Annotated in this window: 18 protein-coding genes and 5 tRNA genes; 7 read left to right on the forward strand and 16 right to left on the reverse strand. The window is 39.7% G+C overall.

The features are described 5' to 3' along the window. Positions 1-7 precede the first annotated feature (7 nt). From FTU38_RS08500 to FTU38_RS08520, 5 genes are all read left to right on the forward strand, one after another. The gene (locus tag FTU38_RS08500) at positions 8-1,075 is read left to right on the forward strand and encodes a microcin C ABC transporter permease YejB (RefSeq protein WP_180004177.1); all 1,068 of its coding nucleotides are present in this window, start codon (positions 8-10) and stop codon (positions 1,073-1,075) included. Then, a complete protein-coding gene (locus FTU38_RS08505) occupies positions 1,075-2,088 on the forward strand; it encodes an ABC transporter permease (RefSeq protein ID WP_180110980.1) in 1,014 nt (337 codons plus the stop codon). Before FTU38_RS08500 ends, FTU38_RS08505 begins: the two co-directional genes overlap by 1 nt. Next, the gene (locus tag FTU38_RS08510; protein WP_180110997.1) at positions 2,063-3,664 is read left to right on the forward strand and encodes an ABC transporter ATP-binding protein; all 1,602 of its coding nucleotides are present in this window, start codon (positions 2,063-2,065) and stop codon (positions 3,662-3,664) included. Before FTU38_RS08505 ends, FTU38_RS08510 begins: the two co-directional genes overlap by 26 nt. Positions 3,665-3,776: 112 nt before the next feature. After that, the gene (locus FTU38_RS08515; RefSeq protein ID WP_180102967.1) at positions 3,777-5,021 is read left to right on the forward strand and encodes an NADH:flavin oxidoreductase/NADH oxidase family protein; all 1,245 of its coding nucleotides are present in this window, start codon (positions 3,777-3,779) and stop codon (positions 5,019-5,021) included. An 88-nt stretch (positions 5,022-5,109) separates the two neighbouring features. After that, entirely contained in the window at positions 5,110-5,709 is a 600-nt protein-coding gene (locus FTU38_RS08520) for a YiiX family permuted papain-like enzyme (protein WP_180008285.1), read from the forward strand. Between the two features lie 66 nt (positions 5,710-5,775). Here the strand turns inward: FTU38_RS08520 and FTU38_RS08525 are convergent. The 6 genes from FTU38_RS08525 to FTU38_RS08550 all read right to left on the reverse strand — a co-directional run bounded on the left by FTU38_RS08525 (position 5,776) and on the right by FTU38_RS08550 (position 8,850). After that, a tRNA-Glu gene (locus tag FTU38_RS08525) sits at positions 5,776-5,851 on the reverse strand. 58 nt (positions 5,852-5,909) lie between these two features. Beyond that, positions 5,910-5,985: transfer RNA gene (locus tag FTU38_RS08530), tRNA-Glu, on the reverse strand. Between the two features lie 24 nt (positions 5,986-6,009). Then, positions 6,010-6,085: transfer RNA gene (locus FTU38_RS08535), tRNA-Glu, on the reverse strand. Between the two features lie 132 nt (positions 6,086-6,217). Then, positions 6,218-7,123, reverse strand: a complete 906-nt coding sequence (locus FTU38_RS08540; protein ID WP_180074167.1) for an alpha/beta fold hydrolase — start codon at positions 7,121-7,123, stop codon at positions 6,218-6,220. A gap of 109 nt (positions 7,124-7,232) precedes the next feature. Then, positions 7,233-8,651, reverse strand: coding sequence for an amino acid permease (locus FTU38_RS08545; protein WP_078189154.1), 1,419 nt, complete (start codon positions 8,649-8,651; stop codon positions 7,233-7,235). A 123-nt stretch (positions 8,652-8,774) separates the two neighbouring features. Then, positions 8,775-8,850, reverse strand: a tRNA-Glu gene (locus tag FTU38_RS08550). A 107-nt stretch (positions 8,851-8,957) separates the two neighbouring features. Here FTU38_RS08550 and FTU38_RS08555 point away from each other — a divergent pair. After that, entirely contained in the window at positions 8,958-9,650 is a 693-nt protein-coding gene (locus FTU38_RS08555) for a hypothetical protein (protein ID WP_180108778.1), read from the forward strand. A gap of 156 nt (positions 9,651-9,806) precedes the next feature. Here the strand turns inward: FTU38_RS08555 and FTU38_RS08560 are convergent, their stop codons facing one another. From FTU38_RS08560 to pyrC, 9 genes are all read right to left on the reverse strand, one after another. Then, the gene (locus FTU38_RS08560; protein ID WP_078192919.1) at positions 9,807-11,234 is read right to left on the reverse strand and encodes an amino acid permease; all 1,428 of its coding nucleotides are present in this window, start codon (positions 11,232-11,234) and stop codon (positions 9,807-9,809) included. A gap of 128 nt (positions 11,235-11,362) precedes the next feature. Continuing rightward, the gene (locus tag FTU38_RS08565; protein ID WP_180004134.1) at positions 11,363-11,515 is read right to left on the reverse strand and encodes a hypothetical protein; all 153 of its coding nucleotides are present in this window, start codon (positions 11,513-11,515) and stop codon (positions 11,363-11,365) included. A gap of 65 nt (positions 11,516-11,580) precedes the next feature. After that, the gene (locus tag FTU38_RS08570) at positions 11,581-12,093 is read right to left on the reverse strand and encodes a hypothetical protein (RefSeq protein WP_180110981.1); all 513 of its coding nucleotides are present in this window, start codon (positions 12,091-12,093) and stop codon (positions 11,581-11,583) included. Continuing rightward, positions 12,042-12,347 carry a hypothetical protein gene (locus FTU38_RS08575; protein WP_180110982.1) on the reverse strand — a complete coding sequence of 102 codons (306 nt, stop codon included), beginning with the start codon at positions 12,345-12,347 and terminating at the stop codon, positions 12,042-12,044. Before FTU38_RS08575 ends, FTU38_RS08570 begins: the two co-directional genes overlap by 52 nt. Beyond that, positions 12,344-13,180 (reverse strand): hypothetical protein, encoded by an 837-nt coding sequence (locus FTU38_RS08580; RefSeq protein WP_180110983.1) that lies wholly within the window; start codon positions 13,178-13,180, stop codon positions 12,344-12,346. The genes FTU38_RS08575 and FTU38_RS08580 overlap by 4 nt, the downstream gene beginning before the upstream one ends. Positions 13,181-13,239: 59 nt before the next feature. Then, positions 13,240-15,777: a TonB-dependent receptor plug domain-containing protein gene (locus FTU38_RS08585; protein WP_180110984.1), complete on the reverse strand. Its 2,538-nt coding sequence runs from the start codon at positions 15,775-15,777 to the stop codon at positions 13,240-13,242. Between the two features lie 205 nt (positions 15,778-15,982). Further along, positions 15,983-16,058, reverse strand: a tRNA-Glu gene (locus FTU38_RS08590). A gap of 20 nt (positions 16,059-16,078) precedes the next feature. After that, positions 16,079-16,738 (reverse strand): ribonuclease T, encoded by a 660-nt coding sequence (gene rnt / locus FTU38_RS08595; protein ID WP_078192915.1) that lies wholly within the window; start codon positions 16,736-16,738, stop codon positions 16,079-16,081. Next, positions 16,723-17,757 (reverse strand): dihydroorotase, encoded by a 1,035-nt coding sequence (pyrC, locus tag FTU38_RS08600; protein WP_111885770.1) that lies wholly within the window; start codon positions 17,755-17,757, stop codon positions 16,723-16,725. The genes rnt and pyrC overlap by 16 nt, the downstream gene beginning before the upstream one ends. Positions 17,758-17,908: 151 nt before the next feature. On the opposite strand from pyrC, the gene FTU38_RS08605 reads away from it, so the two are divergent. After that, a complete protein-coding gene (locus FTU38_RS08605) occupies positions 17,909-19,165 on the forward strand; it encodes a diguanylate cyclase (RefSeq protein ID WP_180110985.1) in 1,257 nt (418 codons plus the stop codon). A gap of 82 nt (positions 19,166-19,247) precedes the next feature. Here the strand turns inward: FTU38_RS08605 and argG are convergent, their stop codons facing one another. Next, a complete protein-coding gene (gene argG, locus FTU38_RS08610; protein WP_180110986.1) occupies positions 19,248-20,591 on the reverse strand; it encodes an argininosuccinate synthase in 1,344 nt (447 codons plus the stop codon). Between the last annotated feature and the right edge of the window lie 301 nt (positions 20,592-20,892).

The following is a 20,892-nucleotide window of genomic DNA, read 5'->3' on the forward strand; positions in this document are numbered from 1 at the left end:
AAGCAACATGGGCACATATATTTTAAAAAGATTGCTCCTGATTATTCCAACATTGTTTTTCATTTTACTGATTAACTTTGTCGTGATTCAGATTGCACCGGGAGGACCTGTTGAGCAAGCTATACAGCAAGCAGAATCCTTTCAAGGTATGGGAAACACAGGTGGTGGTGAAACTGCGACGACAGGCAGTAAATACCAAGGTGCTAAAGGCCTCAGTGAAGAAATGGTGGCAAAAATCGAAGCGCAATATGGTTTCGATAAACCATTATTCGAACGTTTTTGGCTCATGTTAAAGGGCTATGTGACGCTAGATTTTGGTACCAGTTTCTTTAAAGATAAGCCTGTGACCCAGCTACTTTGGGAAAAGCTGCCTGTATCCTTATCCCTTGGCTTATGGAGTACCTTGCTGATCTATATGGTGTCTATTCCATTAGGCATTAAAAAAGCCCGTCAACATGGTCTGTTATTTGATAAAAGTACGTCTATTTTATTGGCTATCGGCTACGCCATTCCTGCTTTTGCCTTTGCCATTTTACTCATTGTATTTTTTGCAGGTGGTTCATATTTTCAGTGGTTTCCTCTACAAGGTTTAGTTTCAGAGAATTTTGCTGAGTTAAGTGTATTTGGCAAAATTTCAGATTATTTTTGGCATATGGTGTTGCCTTTGTTTGCTATGGTAATTGGTGGTTTCGCTGGCTTAACTTATCTGACCAAATACTCTTTTATGGAAGAATTAAATAAGCAATATGTTCTTGCTGCTCGTTCTAAAGGTTTGACCGAATCACGTGTGCTGTATGGTCATGTATTTCGTAATGCAATGCTCATTGTTATTGCTGGTCTACCAGAAGCATTAATTGGCATCTTCTTTGTGGGAAATCTATTTATTGAAATTATTTTCAATCTAGATGGTCTGGGGTTATTAGGATTTGAAGCCATTGTACAGCGTGATTATCCAGTGATTTTTGGCACCTTGTTTATTTTTACCTTGATGGGGCTGATATTAAGATTAATCAGTGATGTCATGTATCAAATGATTGATCCACGAATTAATTTTGATTCGCAGGGGGCAAAATAATGTCTCCGATCATGCAAGCACGTTTTCAACGTTTTAAAGAAAATAAATTAGGCTTTACATGCTTTATCAGCTTTGCCTTGATTTTTATGTTGTCACTAGCTGTCGAATTCATTGCCAATGATAAGCCGCTCTTGGTCAAATACGATGATTCTTTATATGTACCCGTACTAAAAAGCTATCCAGAAACAGCTTTCGGTGGTGTATTTGAAACTGAGGCAGATTATAAAGATCCTGTAGTGCAGCAACTGATTGAAGAGAAAGGCTGGGCTGTGTGGCCACTGATTAAATTTTCCTATCAAACACCGAATTTAGAGCTGGCTGTGCCTGTGCCATCTGCACCGACTACACAAAATTGGCTTGGTACAGATGACCAAGGGCGTGATGTGCTCGCGCGTATTTTATATGGATTACGTGTGTCGCTCCTGTTTGGCTTTGCATTAACTTTTGCTTCAGCCGTATTGGGTATTATGGTTGGGGCGATTCAGGGCTATTATGGTGGCTGGATAGACCTCATTGGTCAACGTATTTTGGAAGTCTGGGGCGGACTACCGATGCTATTCATGGTGATGATTTTGGTTAGCATGTTTACGCCGAGTGTGTATTGGCTCTTTGTCATTATGCTGTTGTTTGGTTGGCCCACTTTAGTCGGCTTGGTTCGTGCAGAGTTTTTACGTGCTCGTAATTTTGATTATGTACGTGCAGCACGAAGCCTTGGCGTCACAGATGGCACCATTATGTTTCGGCATATCTTACCAAATGCGATGAGTTCCAGTTTGTCACAGCTACCTTTTATGCTTACGGCAAATATTACGGCACTAACAGCCTTAGATTTCTTGGGATATGGCTTACCGCCTGATGCCGCGTCATTAGGTGAGTTATTGCTTCAAGGGAAAAACAATCTGAATGCACCATGGCTTGCCTTATCGGGATTTTTTACCTTAGCGATCGTGCTGTCTTTATTGATTTACATTGGGGAGGCGACACGTGATGCATTCGATCCTAGACGTCAATAATCATCAAGTTAATGTACCTCCCATCGTGTTAGAAGTGGAACATTTACATATTTCCCATGCAGCACAGGTCTTGGTTGAAGACCTGAATTTTAAATTGCATACAGGTGAAACGATAGCCATTGTTGGAGAAAGCGGTTCTGGTAAATCGATTAGCAGCCTAGCTATACTCGGTTTGTTGCCAAGTGATCTGCAGGTCACAGGCAGCGTCAGCCTGAGTGGACAGAATATTCTTGGACTGAGTCCTGAGCAGCACCGAAACATTCGTGGACAGAAAATTGCCATGATTTTTCAAGAGCCGATGACAGCTTTAAATCCCTTACATCGGGTTGAAAAGATTGTTGGTGAGTCACTGTTGTTACAGGGATGGTCGAAGGCAAAAACTCGGCAGCGGGTTATAGAATTATTAAATGATGTTGGTATTCCTGATGCTGAAGATAAGTTAAGACGATACCCACATGAGTTATCTGGGGGGCAGCGACAACGTGTCATGATTGCCATGGCATTGGCCTTAGATCCTGATATTTTAATCGCTGATGAGCCAACCACGGCTTTAGATGTCACTTTGCAAGCGCAAATCTTAAATTTATTAAAGTCGCTACAACAGCAGCGCAATATGGCGATGATATTAATTAGCCATGACCTGAATTTGGTCAAGCGCTATGCCGAACATGTGATTGTGATGAATCGTGGGCAAGTGGTGGAGCAAGGTGGTGTTCAGGAAATTTTTGAGCAGCCGAAGCAGGCGTATACCAAAAATTTATTAGACCATGATTTTGGTTCAGCAATACAGGTTTCGCAAACGCAGACACTTTTAGAATTACGCCAGTTAGGAGTGAAGTTCCCAGTCAAACAAGGCTTATTGAACCGCATTAAAAATTATGTCGTTGCGGTAGAAGCTTTGGATTTAACAGTGGCTGAAGGTGAGTCGATTGGTATTGTTGGAGAGAGTGGTTCAGGCAAAAGCTCTTTAGCACTGGCTATTGCTCGGCTCATAGAAAGTGATGGTGAAATTATGTTAAATCAACACGCCATCAATCAACTTTCAGAAAAACAGCTCAGACCTTTACGTCGTGAATTTCAAATTGTCTTTCAAGATCCATTCAGTAGTTTAAATCCACGGCTAAATGTAGAGCAAACCATTGGCGAAGGTCTGGCCTTACAGCATTTATCTGCAAATGAAATTGCACAGCGTATAGATGAAGCATTGCAGAAAGTCGAATTAGCCAGCTCATTTAAGCAGCGTTATCCACATGAGTTATCGGGTGGGCAACGACAGCGAGTTGTCTTGGCACGTGCGCTGGTTTTACGTCCTAAACTGCTGATTCTCGATGAACCCACATCGGCGCTTGATCGGACGACACAAAAAGCCATCGTGAAGCTGCTACGGCGTTTGCAGCAAGAATTTAATATGAGTTATTTATTTATCAGTCACGATTTACACGTGGTCAAAGCCCTCTGTCAAAAAGTGTTGGTACTGCGCCATGCCAAAGTCATGGAATTTCAAGACACCGCAGATCTATTTGCACGACCACAAACGGACTATACCCGTAAATTAATTGAAGCCAGCCAATACTAAAATTAAACTTATGGATATTTTGACAAGTGTCATTGTCAAAATATCCTTGACCTTTAGAAAATAATAATTAGAGTAAATACTCAGGACTTGTTATTTCATTTTGGACATTGCCATGAGCCATTTAGCTGAAAGCTTTAAAATTCGTAATACCACATTTAAAAATCGCATCATCAAAGGTGCAATGAGTGAAGCATTGGCCAATACCGCAGGCCAACCCAATCACTTACATTTTGGATTATATGAAGCTTGGGCGAAGGGTGGTTTAGGCTGTGCCATTACGGGTAATGTCATGGTGGATTTCCGTGCTAAAAATGAGCCGGGGGTTGTTGTCGCTGAAACTGAGCGTGATTTAGCACAGTTAACACAGTGGGCTGAGCTAGGCAAGAAGCACGGCATGGTGCAATTGGTTCAACTTTCACATCCTGGCCGCCAATGTCCTAAAGGTTTAAATAAAGAAACGGTTGCACCATCTGCTGTGCCATTTAGTCCGATGTTAGCCACAACGTTTGGAACACCACGCGAACTTCGTGAGGATGAAATTTTAGATATCATTCAGCGTTTTGCACGTGCCGCACACATTTGTGAAAAGGCAGGCTTCGAAGGCGTGCAATTGCATGGTGCGCATGGTTATTTAATTAGTCAGTTCTTGTCGCCACTGACCAATAAACGTCAAGATCAGTGGGGCGGTTCAAATGAAAACCGCATGCGCTTTTTGCTTGAAATCTATAAGGCAGTTCGTGCAGCGACGACAGATGATTTTATTATTTCGGTCAAACTCAACTCTGCTGATTTCCAACGTGGCGGAATTAGCGAAACAGATGTGATTGAGGTCTTTAAGGCAATCGATTCCGCAGGGATTGATATGATTGAAATCTCGGGCGGTTCCTATGAAGCGCCAGCGATGGCGGGTGCTAAAGAAGAAAAACGTAAAGCCAGTACCATTGCTCGTGAAGCTTATTTCCTCGATTTTGCGGACAATATCCGTAAAGAAGTGAAATGCGCGTTAATGGTTACCGGCGGGTTTAGAACCGTCCAAGGCATGAATGCTGCACTAGACAGTGGAGCTTGTGATTTTATTGGTATTGCACGTCCTTTCGCTGTTGAAGTCGATTTGGCTGATCGTTTATTGGCGGGTCAGGATGTTCGTTATGGTGTGGACAAAATTAAAACTGGCATACCGATGATTGATAAAATGGCGATTATGGAAATTATTTGGTATGCCGCTCAGTTTAAATCGATTGGTGAAGGAAAACAGCCAAATCCTAAACTTTCACCGTTAAAAGTGTTTTTTAAATATCTCAAAGGCAATTTAACCGCGGTCATTAAAGGGCAAGTCAATTCACGTAAGTCGGCTTAGTCAATCATTGAATTATTAGAATAAGGGCAATCGGCATACATCCATGTTATGGTTGCCTTCATTCATATCAATATTACTTACAATAAAAATGTCTAAAATTTTAATATTAATAGTCATTCTTTCGGGGCTCAGTTCTGCTCTCTATGCCCAGTCTACATTTCAGACGGGGGATATCATTTTTCATATCTCAAAGTCACAACAAAGTTTAAGCATTCAAAAGGCGACACATTCGCCTTATAGTCACATGGGCATGATCGTAAATAAAAATAACCAAACTTGGGTGCTTGAAGCTATTCAACCTGTGCAATATACCGCTTTAAATCAATGGATCGCGCGTGGGGAGAATGCTCACTATGTGGTGAAAAGGCTCAAACAACCCTTAAATGTGCCGCAGAAAACGAAGCTAGTACAAAATGCAGAAAAGTACTTGGGCAAACCCTATGATATTTATTTTGAATGGGATGACCGTGCAATTTACTGTTCTGAAATTGTTTGGAAAGCTTATCAGCATGCTTTAGGAATCGAACTTTCGCCGTTACAACAACTTAAACAATTTGATTTAAAACAATATGAAGTGCAGCGTCTAATGCGGCAGCGCTATGGTCAAAATATTCCGCTAAATGAGCAGGTGATTGCCCCTAAGGCCATTTATGATTCAAAACTTTTAAAAGAAATATTTAGAAATTAAGGCAATAAAAAAGCCCAAGTCGCAATGCTTGAGCTTTTTAATGAGTGGTTAAAACCAACTCGAATATGGCGTCCCTACGGGGATTCGAACCCCGGTTACCGCCGTGAAAGGGCGATGTCCTAGGCCTCTAGACGATAGGGACAGTACAGAAAGCAAATTTTAAAACCGTTTATTTCAGTCTAAGTTTTTAGACTAAATAATGGCGTCCCTACGGGGATTCGAACCCCGGTTACCGCCGTGAAAGGGCGATGTCCTAGGCCTCTAGACGATAGGGACTTAATAAAATGTACTTCTGAAAATTGGCGTCCCTACGGGGATTCGAACCCCGGTTACCGCCGTGAAAGGGCGATGTCCTAGGCCTCTAGACGATAGGGACGTTTCAGAGGTGGGCGTATATTAGGGTGAAAATCGGGGGGTGTCAAACGCTTTTCTATAAATAAATTCAGTTTTTGTTGTTGAGTGCATAAAATTAAAACAATTTGCTAAAAATGTTTGAAAAATACATTATTTATGTCGGTTTTTTCAACACTTGTAAGATTGTAGCAATAACTTCTGGATGCGTTAAATATCCAGCAATATCGTGTGGGTGTTCAATCGATGTCTGAATTTGCTGGTTGATAATGGCGGGTTGAAAATCAAATGGTGCCTGACTCAGTGGAAAAGCGCTGAGAAAATCATCATGTGAATAAAAGTTTAACCAATCACCTGAAATTGCATCAGGTCGCTGTAAAGGCTGAGGTAAGTGGGCTTGGATGACACGAAAAGCCAAAGGTGAGCCCAAGGTAATAAAGCGCTGTATGTTGAGTTCAGGATGTAACAGTAAAAAATGATACGCAATCACGCTACCTAGCGAATGTGCAATCAACAGGGTGGGTTTCGTTTGATGTAATTGCTCATGCAGACGAGTATGAACTGCCTGAATAAAGTGTGGATTGGATAAATAGAGATAAGTTTCGACCAAAAATTTATGCAAAAGTGTGGCATGTAATTTTGGGAAATAATTCATTAAAACTGCAAAATCGCGTAGGGCAAGATCTTTGCCAAGTGCAGTGATCGATTTGAATGATTGACTAAATCCAATAGCATCATTGAGGGTGATGTCAGGTAGATTGTTTTGTACGGCATGATGCTCAAGTACTTTTGGTGATTTTTCTAGGAGTTCAGTGCGATGGATAAACGGAAAATGTGGCCACGTTTGAGGCGTCAAGGTGCTGGCTTGAAGCATATTCTGCAAATGATAACGCGTGAGTAAATCTCCATAAAAAGGCATGCGCATATGGTGCTGTATATATGATAAAAAAGTCTCTTGATGGCTTTGCTTTAAGCCTTGAGACAACAGTGCAAGCCAATGCTGTTCGAGCGAACGTGCAGTTTGTTGCTGTTGATTCATGCCATGGATAAAGATGATCTGCATATTGCACCTCATCGACGGATCAGTTTTTATTCTACTTTTATTAAAATATAGCCATAAAAAAAGAGCAACCGAAGTTACTCTTTTATCGTGTTTGGTATGACAACGCAGATCAATCTTTGTTGTGATACAAGGTGTAGTAGCTGATATAACACGCCACAATGAAGATCATACAGCAGATAAAGCCAGTTAACATTTCTGGGTCAAATACCATACTAATACAGGTAATCAGACAGAATACAAAACCGAGTATCGGCACGATTGGGAAGAGTGGTGCAGCAAAAGCTAAATCTTTTGCAGTTTTGCCTTCTTTATACCACTGACGGCGGAAGTTGAATTGGCTTAAACAAATACTCATCCATACCACCACCATGGTAAATGCCGCGACACCTAACAAGTTTTTGAAGATGGTTTCTGGTGCAAATTGCTCAGAAAGTAAGCCCGGCATACCACCGATCATGGTCACAATCACGGCAACATAAGGAATACCACGTGAGTTCACTTTAGAGAACACCGCAGGTAATTGCTTACTATAGGACAATGACCACATCATTCGAGATGCAGCAAATAAACCTGAGTTTGCAGCAGAAAGTAGGGCTGTGATAATGACAAAGCGGATGATGTCTTCTGCATAAGGAATACCAATGTGCTGGAATACTGTTACGAAAGGTGAACTACTTACACCTTCGGCAGATAAGCCAGCTTCTTGGTGTGGCAATAATGCAGTAATAACAACAATGGTACCTACAAAGAAAATCAACAAGCGGAAAATCGCCGTGTTAATGGCTTTAGGCACATTTTTCGCTGGATCTTTGGTTTCACCCGCAGCAACACCAATCAGTTCAGTACCTGAGAATGCAAAGTTAACAATCAACATTGTAGCGAAGATTGGGAACAAACCTTCAGGGAACCAGCCTTGTGCAGTGAGGTTGCTAAACAGCGGTGCAGCTTCATAGCCTCGATAGCCTAAAACACCAAAAATGGCCAATAGACCTAAAATAATAAAGGCTACAACGGTAATCACTTTGACTAAAGCTAGCCAAAATTCAGATTCAGCAAACCATTTGGTTGAAATCATATTCAAGCAGAATACAAAAGCACCAAAGATTAAGGTCCACATCCACATAGAGCTGTCTGGGAACCATTCCTGCATTAAAAGTGCAGCAGCGGTAAATTCAGTTCCTAGCGTTACTGACCATGTCAGCCAATAGAGCCAAGTGATGGTATAACCCGTACCAGGTCCGATATAGCGTTTAGCATAAGCGCCAAATGAACCAGATTCTGGCATATGTACAGCGAGCTCGCCTAAGCAAAGCATCACCATATAGGCGATAATACCGCCTAAAAAATACGAAATAATGGCACCTACAGGCCCCGTTTGTGCAATGACTTCACCCGAACCAAGAAATAAACCAGTACCGATTGCGCCGCCAAGCGAAATCATCACCAGATGTCGAGTACTCATAGCGCGTTTTAACGGCGCAGAATTGCCCTGATGCGAAGCATCATTCGGAGAATGTGATGACTGCATAGAGAAAAAGGAGAATCAAATAATGAAGCGAGTAATTGTAGAGAAGAATGCAATGATGATGCAATCAATTAATATAAATTATAGATAAATAAACTTTAAGTTTGTCAGAACTGACAGAAGAATTGGCGTCCCTACGGGGATTCGAACCCCGGTTACCGCCGTGAAAGGGCGATGTCCTAGGCCTCTAGACGATAGGGACGTTTTGAGGTGGGTGTATAGTACATAGCCCATCTATATTTGTCAAAATAGAGTTTCATTGTTATATTCTAAATGTATATAAATGAAACAAAAAACAGAATTTTTTTAATGAAAAATAATTTTAATGAGTTTATTTCTGGAATTTTATTTGAAATCAATCAATTTAATGTGGGCAAAGTCCATGAAAGATTCTATATAGTTTTATTGAATTATTTGCATTGGTTTGAAGTTTATCCAAATAATTTTTCTTCGTATATCAGTAAATCAGGGTTTGAAAGAATTATTGATGAACTTTTATTTAGGGATTTAGATGGGGAAAGTAGAATTACGTATAATCACCTCAAATCTTTAGATGATTCTCATTATTTTTTAGATATCCAGAGCTTTTTTAAATTATATTTAATCTTAAAGGTTCGAAGATATCAGTTGTCTAGTGATGATGTAGAACTTGAAAAATTAGAAAAAAAATTGGATGTAAGTTTTGAGCCAATGTTGTGGAGTAAAGACAAACAAGATTTATTGGTTATTAATCGTGATTTTCCTGAATTTAAAAAACAGATGAATTCAAGTCGGGTGCTTTTGCCACTTTCATTAATAGTTTTTAACTTTACTTTTGTTGAATTAATATCTAATACAAGTTTGAGAGTATCTATCCAAATATTTCTAGCAATAGTAGCTGTGTGTCTTTTAGCTAATGTTTCTAAAGGGGCAAAATCCGAAAAGGACTCATTAGAGTTGAAAGTATGGGATTATATCTTGGTGTTGAGCGAGGATAAAAACTCATTGACGAAAAGCAGTTGAACTATTTCTTTAAATTATAATTTGTACAGTGGTTTTTGTGGATTAAACTGCTCCCACAAATCATTTTTGAATTTATATGGAAACCCTAATTTTTCTCTCATAGGGAAGAGAAATAGTTTCATAAAAAAAGGTGGCTAATGAGCCACCTTAACTATTTTATTTATCGTGATATAACCAATAATAACCTGCATAACACGCCGCCATAAAGATCAGACAGCCAATAAAGCCTGAAAGCATTTCAGGATCTGCAGCCATACTTAAACCTGTTGCGGTACAGCAGACAAAGCCAAGAATTGGAACCAGCGGGAACCATGGTGTACGGAATTTAAGTTCTGACACGCTATGACCTTGTTTCAGCCATTGGCGACGGAAGTTAAATTGACTCCAGCAAATACTCATCCACACGATCACCATGGTGAAGGCAGCAACCCCCATCAAGTTCTTGAAGATGACATCTGCGCCAAATTGTTCTGACAATAGACCTGGTAAACCACCGATCATAGTGACCAATACAGCAATATAAGGCACACCAGTTTTGCTTAATTTGCCGAAAGCACGTGGTAATTGTTTTTGTGCGGACAGCGCCCACATCATACGTGATGCAGCATATAAACCAGAGTTAGCTGTAGACAGTAAAGCCGTAATAATGACGAAACGAATTAAGTCTTCTGCATAGGGAATGCCCATCAGGTTAAATACGGAAACGAATGGGCTACTACTTAAGCCGCCATGTCCACCAACATTTAAACCTGCATCGGTATAGGTCAACAGTGAACTGATGACGATAATAGTGCCGACAAAGAAAATGATTAAGCGCCATACCGCAGCATGAATGGCTTTAGGCACATTCTTTTCAGGGTTTTCAGTTTCACCTGCAGCGATACCAATCATCTCCGTACCATTAAAGGCAAAGTTCACGATCAATAGCGTGGCAAACAGAGGGAACAAACCATTTGGCAGCCAACCATGTTCTGTCAAATTGTGGAACATTGGAGCTGATTCATAGCCTTGGAAAGGTACGAAACCAAAGATGCAGGCAAAACCAAGGATGATGAAAATCAACACTGTTGCAACTTTCACCATTGATAACCAAAATTCTGACTCTGCAAACGCACGTGTAGAACTTAGATTAGAGATCAGTACGCCAGCTGCAAAGATCAGTGTCCATAACCAAATAGAGGTTTGTGGAAACCATTCCTGCATCAAAATAGCCGCCGCAGTAAATTCTGTACCTAAGGTGGCAGACCAGCCCAACCAGTACATCCAAGACACCATATAACCGGTACCCGGGCCAATATAATTAGTCGCAAAAGCACCAAAAGAGCCAGAAACAGGTAAATGTACGGCAAGTTCACCCAAACAGAGCATGACCATGTAGGCAATCAAACCGCCAATAATATAGGCAAGAACAGCGCCTAAAGGCCCAGCTTGTGAAATAACTTCACCTGAACCCATAAACAAACCAGTACCAATTGCACCACCAAGTGAGAGCATCACAAGGTGTCGAGTCGTCATCGCACGTTTAAGCGATGGACTTTTACCTTCAGCAGACGAGTGTTGCGAAGGTTCAGAGGGAGATTGCATAGTGAAATGAAAATTGAATGAAAGGTATATTTTATGATTGAATGCAGTGAAATGATTGATAAATCGAATTTTTCTTATAATGTGATAATACTGATCTAAAATTTAAATCTTTAGCACTGACCATTAGATTAATGGTCAGGAGTTTGATATTCGGCTTCGGAGGTTGCAGGTACTTGAGTTTGTTCGGTTACAGGGGCTTTGTTGTCATCGCGGCTCACAATATACAGATAGAGTGCAGATGGAAATAAGATGGCTAAAACCAAGAGCAACTTTTTAAACATAGGGTATTCTTACATCAAAATAGATCAAGCTGAAGTATAAACAAAACCAGTCAGGCTGTAATTAATTAAAGTTTACGGTTTTTCTGTTCTAGATTGGATAGGATGACTTGGTAAATGTCGGGGTAGTGTTGTTTAAAGTTCCGTTGTTGCATGATTGTGATGGTTGAAGCATTTGGCTCGATACCCAGTTTTAAAATTTTTTGGGTTAAAGCGAGTTGAGGGGAGCGACCATCAAAATGTGTATTTAGTAAGTTACCATCGGTATATTTTACTGTGAGTCCGATATTCAGGAGATAATCAAAAACATCAGGCAAACCAAAACCGGCAGCTTTGTAGAGTAAATTATATGTTTCTGCACGATAGCCACGGCCGTATGTTTGATGTGTTTTTAATAATCCTAATGCATTATAAAATTCTAATTTAGCAATAATTTCTTGTTCATTAATAGAACCATCGCCATTTTTTAAAGTCCTATTGATGGTATTAAAAGTGACATCGTTTGAGCTGGGTTTGCAATTAGCAGCAATCAGTCGCTTGATATCTTGAAGTGGAAGTATAAGATGCGCTGTGTCACACATTTTTTAACTTCTTTATTTTTCATTTTACTGTTTTGAATATTTTTATTTTCAAATTCCTGCACTATGGCTGACCAACCATATATGTTTATAAATTTATAATAACGAGATGCATCATTTGTCATCCCTTTGATCTTTTTAAAGTCGTGAATGTTTTTCACTGATGGTGCATTGGTAGCGTGATTTTGTGGCACTGGAGCATTTGCAAAGCAATGCATACTCATTAGCAGGCAGCTGGTAATAACGATGTTTTTCATGGTTTGTGTGCTTTTAATAAATTGTAAACGTCAGGATATTTGGTTGAAAAGTCATTCTGTTCCATTTGTTTATAAACGTTACTATTGGGCTCGATTCCTGCATTCAGTAGTTTTTGAACGAAACTCACAGAAGGGTTACGGCCTTTGATATTGTCTAAAATTAAATTACCATCCACGCCCGTGTAATCGACTCCAATACTCAGCAAATAATCAAAAACGTCTTCAAGCCCCCAACCAATTGTTTTAGATTGCAAAGAGCTTTTTTCTTCATACGGGCCAAATTTATACGTAACGTGTGTTTGTAAAACATTTTCCGACTTGTAGAGTTTTAATTTTTCAATGATTTCGTTTTGATCTATTTTGCCTTCTGCATTGGTTAATGCGCCATTAATAATCATAGAGGATGAACGGCCATTGAGTGGTTTGCAATTTGCTTTAAATAAGCGTTTGGTTTTATCGGCAGTGCTTTGACTCAGTGCAATTTCGCAAAGTTTTTCTATTTCCCCTTTAGGCATTTTACTTTTTAGGATGGTTCCATTTTCAAAATCACGAACGATTGACTCCCAACCGTATTTACTTGCTGTTCGGTAATACTGTATTGCTTCTTCGCTCAATTTTTTGGTTTTTTTCGCTTGTATTTGAGTGTCATGATCGTTGGTTTCGGGAATAGAAGATTCTTGGTCATCATTCAATGCTGTTTGATTTGTCTGATTGGCATCGTGCTCAACAGTATTTGAAAGATTTGTCGGTAGGCTGGCTTCGGGTCTAAAAATGTAGATGAAGATACCGAGACATACTATGCACAGGCCAAAGAGTAAGATTATTTTTTTCATGTTTTAGTCTATTTTAAAATGAATCAAGAGCGTTTTTAAGGCGCTCTTGATAGGGAAGATTAAAATTTAAATGTGACATCAGCAATGAACTGTCGCCCAATTTCAGATCTAAGTCTGTTGGTCGACTCACTAATACCTGGGGTGGTATAGATATTATGTCGATTGGTAATATTGTTAATGGTTAAACCGAATATTGCTTTGTAGTCTTTAGAGAAATTCAAATCATAAGTGGTACGCATATCCCAACTAAATCGAGGTCTAATTGTATCTGTGGCATAGGCTTCCAACAGGACACCATCATGCTCAACTTTGTTTTTTAGTTTATACGTATCTTTATATTCAGATTTGTAGCTTAAGAAGTTATTAATCTTTAATGGTAAATTTGAAAACTCAATGTCCCAACCAAAACGAGCCGTCCAAGGCTGATTGAAATTTTCAACAGGACGTTCATTAAATTGGATGAGGCTGCCGTTAAAGATAATATCGCGATCTTCAGCAGCGGTATTACTGTTAACGTTATATGACTCGGAATAGTCTAAATAATTTTTTTCCGATTCAGTGTAATCAAAGCCAAAGTTAAACCCGTGCAGAGAGTTTTTATAAACGACTGGCAGCGTATTTCTGAGTGTGAGTGTGTAAATGTCAGCTTTTGCTTTACCACTATTACTATATTCAAAATGATCGATGGTGTTGCTGGTTGTTGGATCAATAAAACGATTTTTTGTGATTTCATCTTTGCTATCGCGATTCACCCATTTCAGACCAAGGTTCCAGTTTTTAACTTGGCTATTAATGGCAAACACAATTTCGTCAGCATAAGGGGTCTTTAAATTGGCACGTTGAATATTGGAATTAGCTAATATTAAATCTGATAACCCAGTTTGAGTCCAATAGTCTTCAGTTTGATTTTTTGTGCGTTTTAAATTGTATTCCAAAAATGCAAGTTGATCTTGCAGTTCAGTGGCTAAGGTATAGTTTGCATAATATCGATTCCATCCCGTAGTGAAGGACAGAAGGTCATTTTTTAGCGGTTTATAGTTAAAGGCAGTACGAGATGCAATATTTAAATTTTTCGACAAGCTATCATAATCTGCACGTAAACCTAAACGCGCTGAAAAATTATCCCAAGTCGATGTGTTTTCAATGAAGGTATGCACACGTTGTTGGTCAATATTAACTTTACCTTTTTGATAATACTTGCCATTTGTTTGGTATTGGCCTTGATAGTTATTTTCATCCGTTGCTTCATCACAAAGCATATCACCTGCCGTACAGCTAATGCCTGAACTAGCTGTAAAAGTCTTAGGCTGATTATACATATAGGCATCGTTAGGACGTTCCCATGCGACTTTAGAATAGTCATAGCCCACACCAAAGCTTAATTGTTGCATGCTGTTACCGATCTGAACGGTATCAAACGCATTTTTTAGACTATACGAAAATGTATCTTGGCGTAATTCCAGATCACTACTTGCTGAACCTTCACCAGGATTGGAACTCCAATTTTTAGTTGGTGTTTGCTTCCAAATAATACCGGTAGTTGAATCATTTTCACGCGCTTGGCTTAGCGTTTGATAGCTAATATTTTGCTTTAATGTCGAGTTATTGAGTTTGTTTTCTAATTCACCAAAGAATGTCAGTGTTTCAGTATTGCTAATGCTTTTTGAATTTATTCGCTTATCAACGAAATTTAGACTGTCCAAATCCCCTAAATCAAATCCAAACTTCGCTTTGGATGTGTCCGAAGGTGTGTAAAAAAGGGTAGTCCCTAAGTTGATATTATTACGCTCACTTTTGACTTTACTGCGATCTTCTAAACCACTCATTACTGGTACGATAGATTCACGTTTAGAGGCATAACTATTGATGCCCCATTGTTCAGAGAGTTTGCTGTATAGGTTCAGGCTTAGGCCGTGTTTTTTATATTCTTTATTATTTGATGATGTTGGATCTTCAAACTCTGCAGCTTCTTCTTCATCGGTAAAATGATAACGTGACCAATCACTTTCCGTGTAGTCGTAAGTGACGGAGCCGTGGATTTTGCCAATTTCAGTATTTGGGGCACAAGTTTCAGCATTTACTACACCACCTGTAAATTCGCCGTATGCTGCAGAAACATTACTATCGATCAATTCTAATTTACAAATTAAATCGGTGTTTAGAGCCATCCCTTGTGAACCACCATCAAGCTTGCCTGAATAGGAGTCTCCGCTTGCCAGAGGGTCAAGGTTATTGGTGGTATTGACGCCGTTAATTACAAATTTATTTCGGTAAGTTTGCGCGCCATTAATAGATATCTCGGATGGTCGTAGCTCAGCCTGAGAATCTGCAGAACGTTGTTCACGGCTAAACTGCACATTTGGATTAACTTTTAAAAAGTCTGTGATATTTTTCGAACTATTCGGCGTTTTTTCTAAATCTTCTTTGGTGTAGACGGTTTTACCTACTTCTTGTTTGGCTTTGACTTCAACTTCAATCGGCGTCATTTTGAGGTTATTGCTTTGAATAACTTGAGTTGAATCAATTTCATTGGCATAAGCTTGAGATGCTAAAGCAGTCAAAATTGCGATATTAAGAGGAGAATAGGCAAAGCGCATGGCTGTCAATAATTATGCAGATAAAAACGATAGCGATTATCATTAACTTTACAAAAATAATCAATAGAAATGAGAATTATTTGCAATAGGTGTTTTTTTAATACACAGCGATTTCAGTGAATGAAAATTTTAACTAATCAGTAGAGGTGGTGATGTGTATTCAATAGACTTGAATATTCAGCTTGGAGAAAGTCTGAATAAAAATTGGCGTCCCTACGGGGATTCGAACCCCGGTTACCGCCGTGAAAGGGCGATGTCCTAGGCCTCTAGACGATAGGGACGTTTAGAAGATGGCGGTATCTTATTGATCCGCCATCATAGTGTCAAGTAGGTGAGGGCCGAGTTTGTTCAAAATATAACAGAACAGTTCAGCGGTCTTCTGAGTATCGTAAAGTGCAGAATGTGCTTCTTTGCCATCAAACTCAATACCAGCTTGAATACATGATTTTGCCAGCACAGTTTGTCCAAACATTACAGCGCTCAAAGTCACTGTATCGAATACGGAAAAACTATGGAAAGGATTTTGATTTTTTGTTCCTGTACGTGCAATCGCTGCCTGTACAAAACCTAAGTCAAAATGGGCATTATGACCAACTAAAACCGCGTGTGTGCAGTTTTGTTGACGACGTACTTCATTCACTGACTTAAAAATACGTTTTAATGCTGATTTCTCATCTTCAGCCATGGCCATACGCATCGGATTAAATGGATCTACACCAATAAAATCCAGTGAGCGACGGTCAAGGTTGGCACCTTCAAACGGATTGATATGTGCATGGTGGGCTTCACCCGGTACAAAATTACCTTCTGCATCATACACAATAGGAATCGCTGCAATTTCCAGTAAGGCATCGGTCTGTGAATTAAAACCTGCTGTTTCGACATCGACAACAACAGGTAGGAATCCACGGAAACGTTGACCAATGACTGGTCGAGTTTCATCTGTCACACTTTTCTCCATTGGATGGTCTTACCCGCATACAACGGAATAATTTTTTCGCCATCCAAATAGTCTAAACTTTCAGGGATCACTTGATCTTCTTTTACCAAAGTAATGGTATTGGTATTTCGAGGGAGTCCGTAGAAGTCTGCACCAAAGTGGCTTGCAAAACCTTCTAAACGGTCGATTTTACCGACTTGATCAAATGCTTGAGCGTATAGCTCAATTGCTGTTGGTGCACTATAACATCCTGCACAGCCACATGCATTTTCTTTAGCATTTTTTGAGTGCGGCGCACTGTCTGTACCTAAGAAAAATTTAGGGTTTGCACTGGTCGCAACTTCGAGCAAAGTTTGCTGATGGGTTTGGCGTTTTAAAATCGGTAAGCAATAGAAATGCGGTTTAATACCACCCACCAACATATCATTACGGTTAAACAATAAATGTTGCGGTGTGATTGTCGCAGCGACATTACGGTCTTGTTCTAATACAAAATGCGCAGCTTCACTTGTGGTGATGTGTTCTAGCACCAATTTTAATTTAGGGAACTGTTTTAACAGTGGAGAAAGTACTTCATCAAGGAAACGTTTTTCACGGTCAAAAATATCGACATGGTTATGCGTCACTTCACCATGTAAGAGTAATGGCACTTGGTGTTCTTCGAGTTGCTCAATCACACCATATACTTTACTAATGTCACTGACACCACTGTCCGAGTTCGTGGTTGCACCTGCTGGATAGAGCTTAATGGCATTAACATGCTCAGATTCTTTAATTTTTTTAACTTCACTTGCAGGTGTGTTGTCTGTGAAATAGAGCACCATGCGCGGGTCAAAGTGAACGCCTTCAGGAACATGTGCCATGATACGTTCACGGTATGCATTTGCTTCTTCAACGGTTTTTACCGGTGGTACGGTGTTTGGCATACAAATCGCGCGAGAGAATTGTTGTGCTAAATCAGGAACTGTACGCTTTAGGGCTAGACCGTCACGTAAATGTGCATGCCAATCATCTGGCTGAAGAAGAGTAATCGTATTCACAGCGATTCCAAGCTTGGAAATAAAACAAATGATAATGCAAATAATGTGAAAATGGTAACGAGATTTCTGTACAAATGACTGAACAGATATAAATAAAGAATAAAACTGTGGTATTTTTAAATGACTAAAAGAATTAGATAAATGCTTGGAAATGGAATACAAGTATAACCTTGCAAAGTTGCAATACGATAAAGAAAAAATAGAGGAACTGATTACACGGCAAACTCGTCGTGTAGGGGAAATGTTTCCTAAAAAACTGGAAACTCAATTTTGGACTTTAAGTCTCGATCGTGCGCAAACCAACATACGTCATTTTTTTTGGATGGGAGTGTTGATCTACTTTGTGCTCACGATGCTGATCATTCCCGGAGATTACTGGATAATTAATCAACAGCATTTTGTGCATGATTTTATTCGTTGTTTGCTTGGTCAGCTCAATGGTGCGCTGTGTCTTTTGGCTTTATATACCTTTGCCCGTTACGACCGTCTGAAGCCTTATTTTTCACATGCCAGTATGTTTGTAGTGTTTTGGGCTGTTATTTCAATGTCTTGGCTCACCATGACCGTGTATACCGAAGCACTTAAACATCAGGCCATGATGATCCTTTGTATGATTTACATCTTGAGCTATATTTTGACGGGGGTTAAACCAGTCCAAATGTTGATGTCTGGATTGTTGGCTGCTGTGGTCACCATGTTGATGCTTTTTTCATTAGAAGTGAAATTTGATGTGATGGTGTTGGGGCGTGTACTGATTGGAAGCTGTGTATTGGGTTTTGCAATCAGTAAGATGCTCTGTGCGCGTGAACGGATGATATTTTTGAATATGCTGCGCGCGGATATTAGTGAAAAAATCCATCGTATTCATACCACAGAGCTTTTACATTTAAGTCAGCATGATGAATTAACCAAGATTTCAAACCGACGTACTTTTGATGAAATGCTTGATACCTTTTATGAGCAATCTCGACGTAATAACACCTCGCTTGCTGTGCTATTTATCGATGTTGATCATTTTAAAAACTATAACGATTTCTACGGTCATCAAAAAGGCGATGATGTAATTTCAACCATTGCCAAAACCATTAAAAATGCCATTCGACATATGGATTTTGTAGCGCGATATGGTGGTGAAGAATTTGTGGTTTTATTGCCTGAAACCGATGCGCATGGTGCTTATGCGGTAGCGTCAAATATTTATAAAGCAATCGATCGTTTAGAAATTCCACATGCCAAATCACAGGTTTCAAATCACGTCACTATTAGTTTGGGTATTACGGTATATCGTGCTGAAAATATGACGAAGGATGAACTGTTAAATATTGCCGATCAGGCTTTGTATCGTGCAAAACAACTCGGGCGGAATCAAATTTACTATCAATCGATTCGTTCAGTACATGTGGCCTAATGTTTAATAAAATTGAGAAATTCTTAGAAATCGGCAAAAAAAAACCGCGCAAAATGCGCGGTTTTTTATGACTCAACAAATCTTATTTGTTTTTGTCTTTTAATTGAGGCACTGCAGAACCTGTACCTACTGCAAGTAAGCCAGAGTTTGTGTAGATACCTAATTTAGCGCGAGTATCTGTGATATCCAAGTTACGCATAGTCAATTGACCGATACGGTCAGCAGGGCTAAACATAGAGTCACCTTTCTCCATAGTTAAACGCTCAGCTTCATAAGTGAGGTTAGGAGATTCAGTGTTTAGAATAGTGTAGTCATTACCACGACGAAGTTCTAAAGTCACAGTACCAGTGATTGCTTTAGCAACCCAACGCTGAGCAGTTTCACGAAGCATTAATGATTGAGAATCGAACCAACGACCTTGGTAAAGAAGACGACCTAAACGCAGACCGTTAATACGGTATTGTTCGATGGTGTCTTCGTTGTGGATACCAGTCACTAAACGCTCATAAGCAATATGAAGAAGTGCCATACCCGGAGCTTCATAGATACCACGAGATTTTGCTTCGATGATACGGTTTTCGATTTGGTCAGACATACCTAAACCATGACGACCACCGATACGGTTAGCTTCAAGAATGAACTCAACAGGGTTTTCGATGCGTTTGCCATTTAATGCAACAGGGAAGCCTTCTTCAAAAGTGATCGACACTTCTTCAGCTTTTACTTCTACGTCATCTTTCCAGAACGCAACGCCCATGATTGGGTCTACGATTTTGATACCCGCATTAAGGTATTCAAGATCTTTTGCTTCGTGAGTCGCACCTAACATGTTTGAGTCAGTTGAGTACGCTTTCTCTTTTGACATTTTGTAGTCAAAACCATTGTCGATCAGGAACTGTGACATTTCTGCACGGCCGCCTAGCTCGTCAATGAAAGTTTGGTCTAACCAAGGTTTGTAAATTTTTAGCGATGGGTTAGTCAACAGACCATAACGATAGAAACGTTCAATGTCGTTACCTTTATAAGTCGAACCGTCACCCCAGATGTTTACGTCATCTTCTTTCATTGCGGTTACAAGCATCGTACCTGTAACTGCACGACCAAGAGGAGTCGTGTTGAAATAAGGCATACCACCAGTTGAAATGTGGAAAGCGCCACATTGAATAGCCGCAATACCTTCTAAAGCAAGTTGTAAACGACAATCAACTAAGCGAGCTTTAACTGCGCCATACGCTTCCGCTTTTTTTGGAATCGCATCGTAGTCGTCTTCATCAGGTTGACCTAAGTTTGCTGTGTAAGCATAAGGTTCCGCACCTTTTTGTTTCATCCACAAAAGCGCAGCTGAAGTATCTAGACCACCAGAGAAGGCAATACCAACTTTTTTGCCAACTGGGACATTCTGCAAGATAGTTGCATTATCAGTCATTGTTAATCCTAACGATATAAATATAGGCACCGAGAATGGGTGGCCTGAAAGAATACATATATGTGCATGATTGTAGCACTTTTCTGCGGGGTTTTTCTAAAAAATCATGAGATACAAGCGATGAGGTGGAAAAAATGATCGTTGAAATCTATTGGTGAATACTTCATCCAGTTTTTGCGGGCGGAAAATGCGTTTTCTGAATGGAATAGGATGTAAATATAAAGAAATCTATTTGATTTAAATTAATGGTCATACCATTATTGGGTTAATTTGGTTTTTATGCTTTTCATTGAAATGAGAC

The sequence above is a fragment of the Acinetobacter sp. YH12098 genome (assembly GCF_013419235.1).
GTDB classification, from domain to species: domain Bacteria; phylum Pseudomonadota; class Gammaproteobacteria; order Pseudomonadales; family Moraxellaceae; genus Acinetobacter; species Acinetobacter amyesii.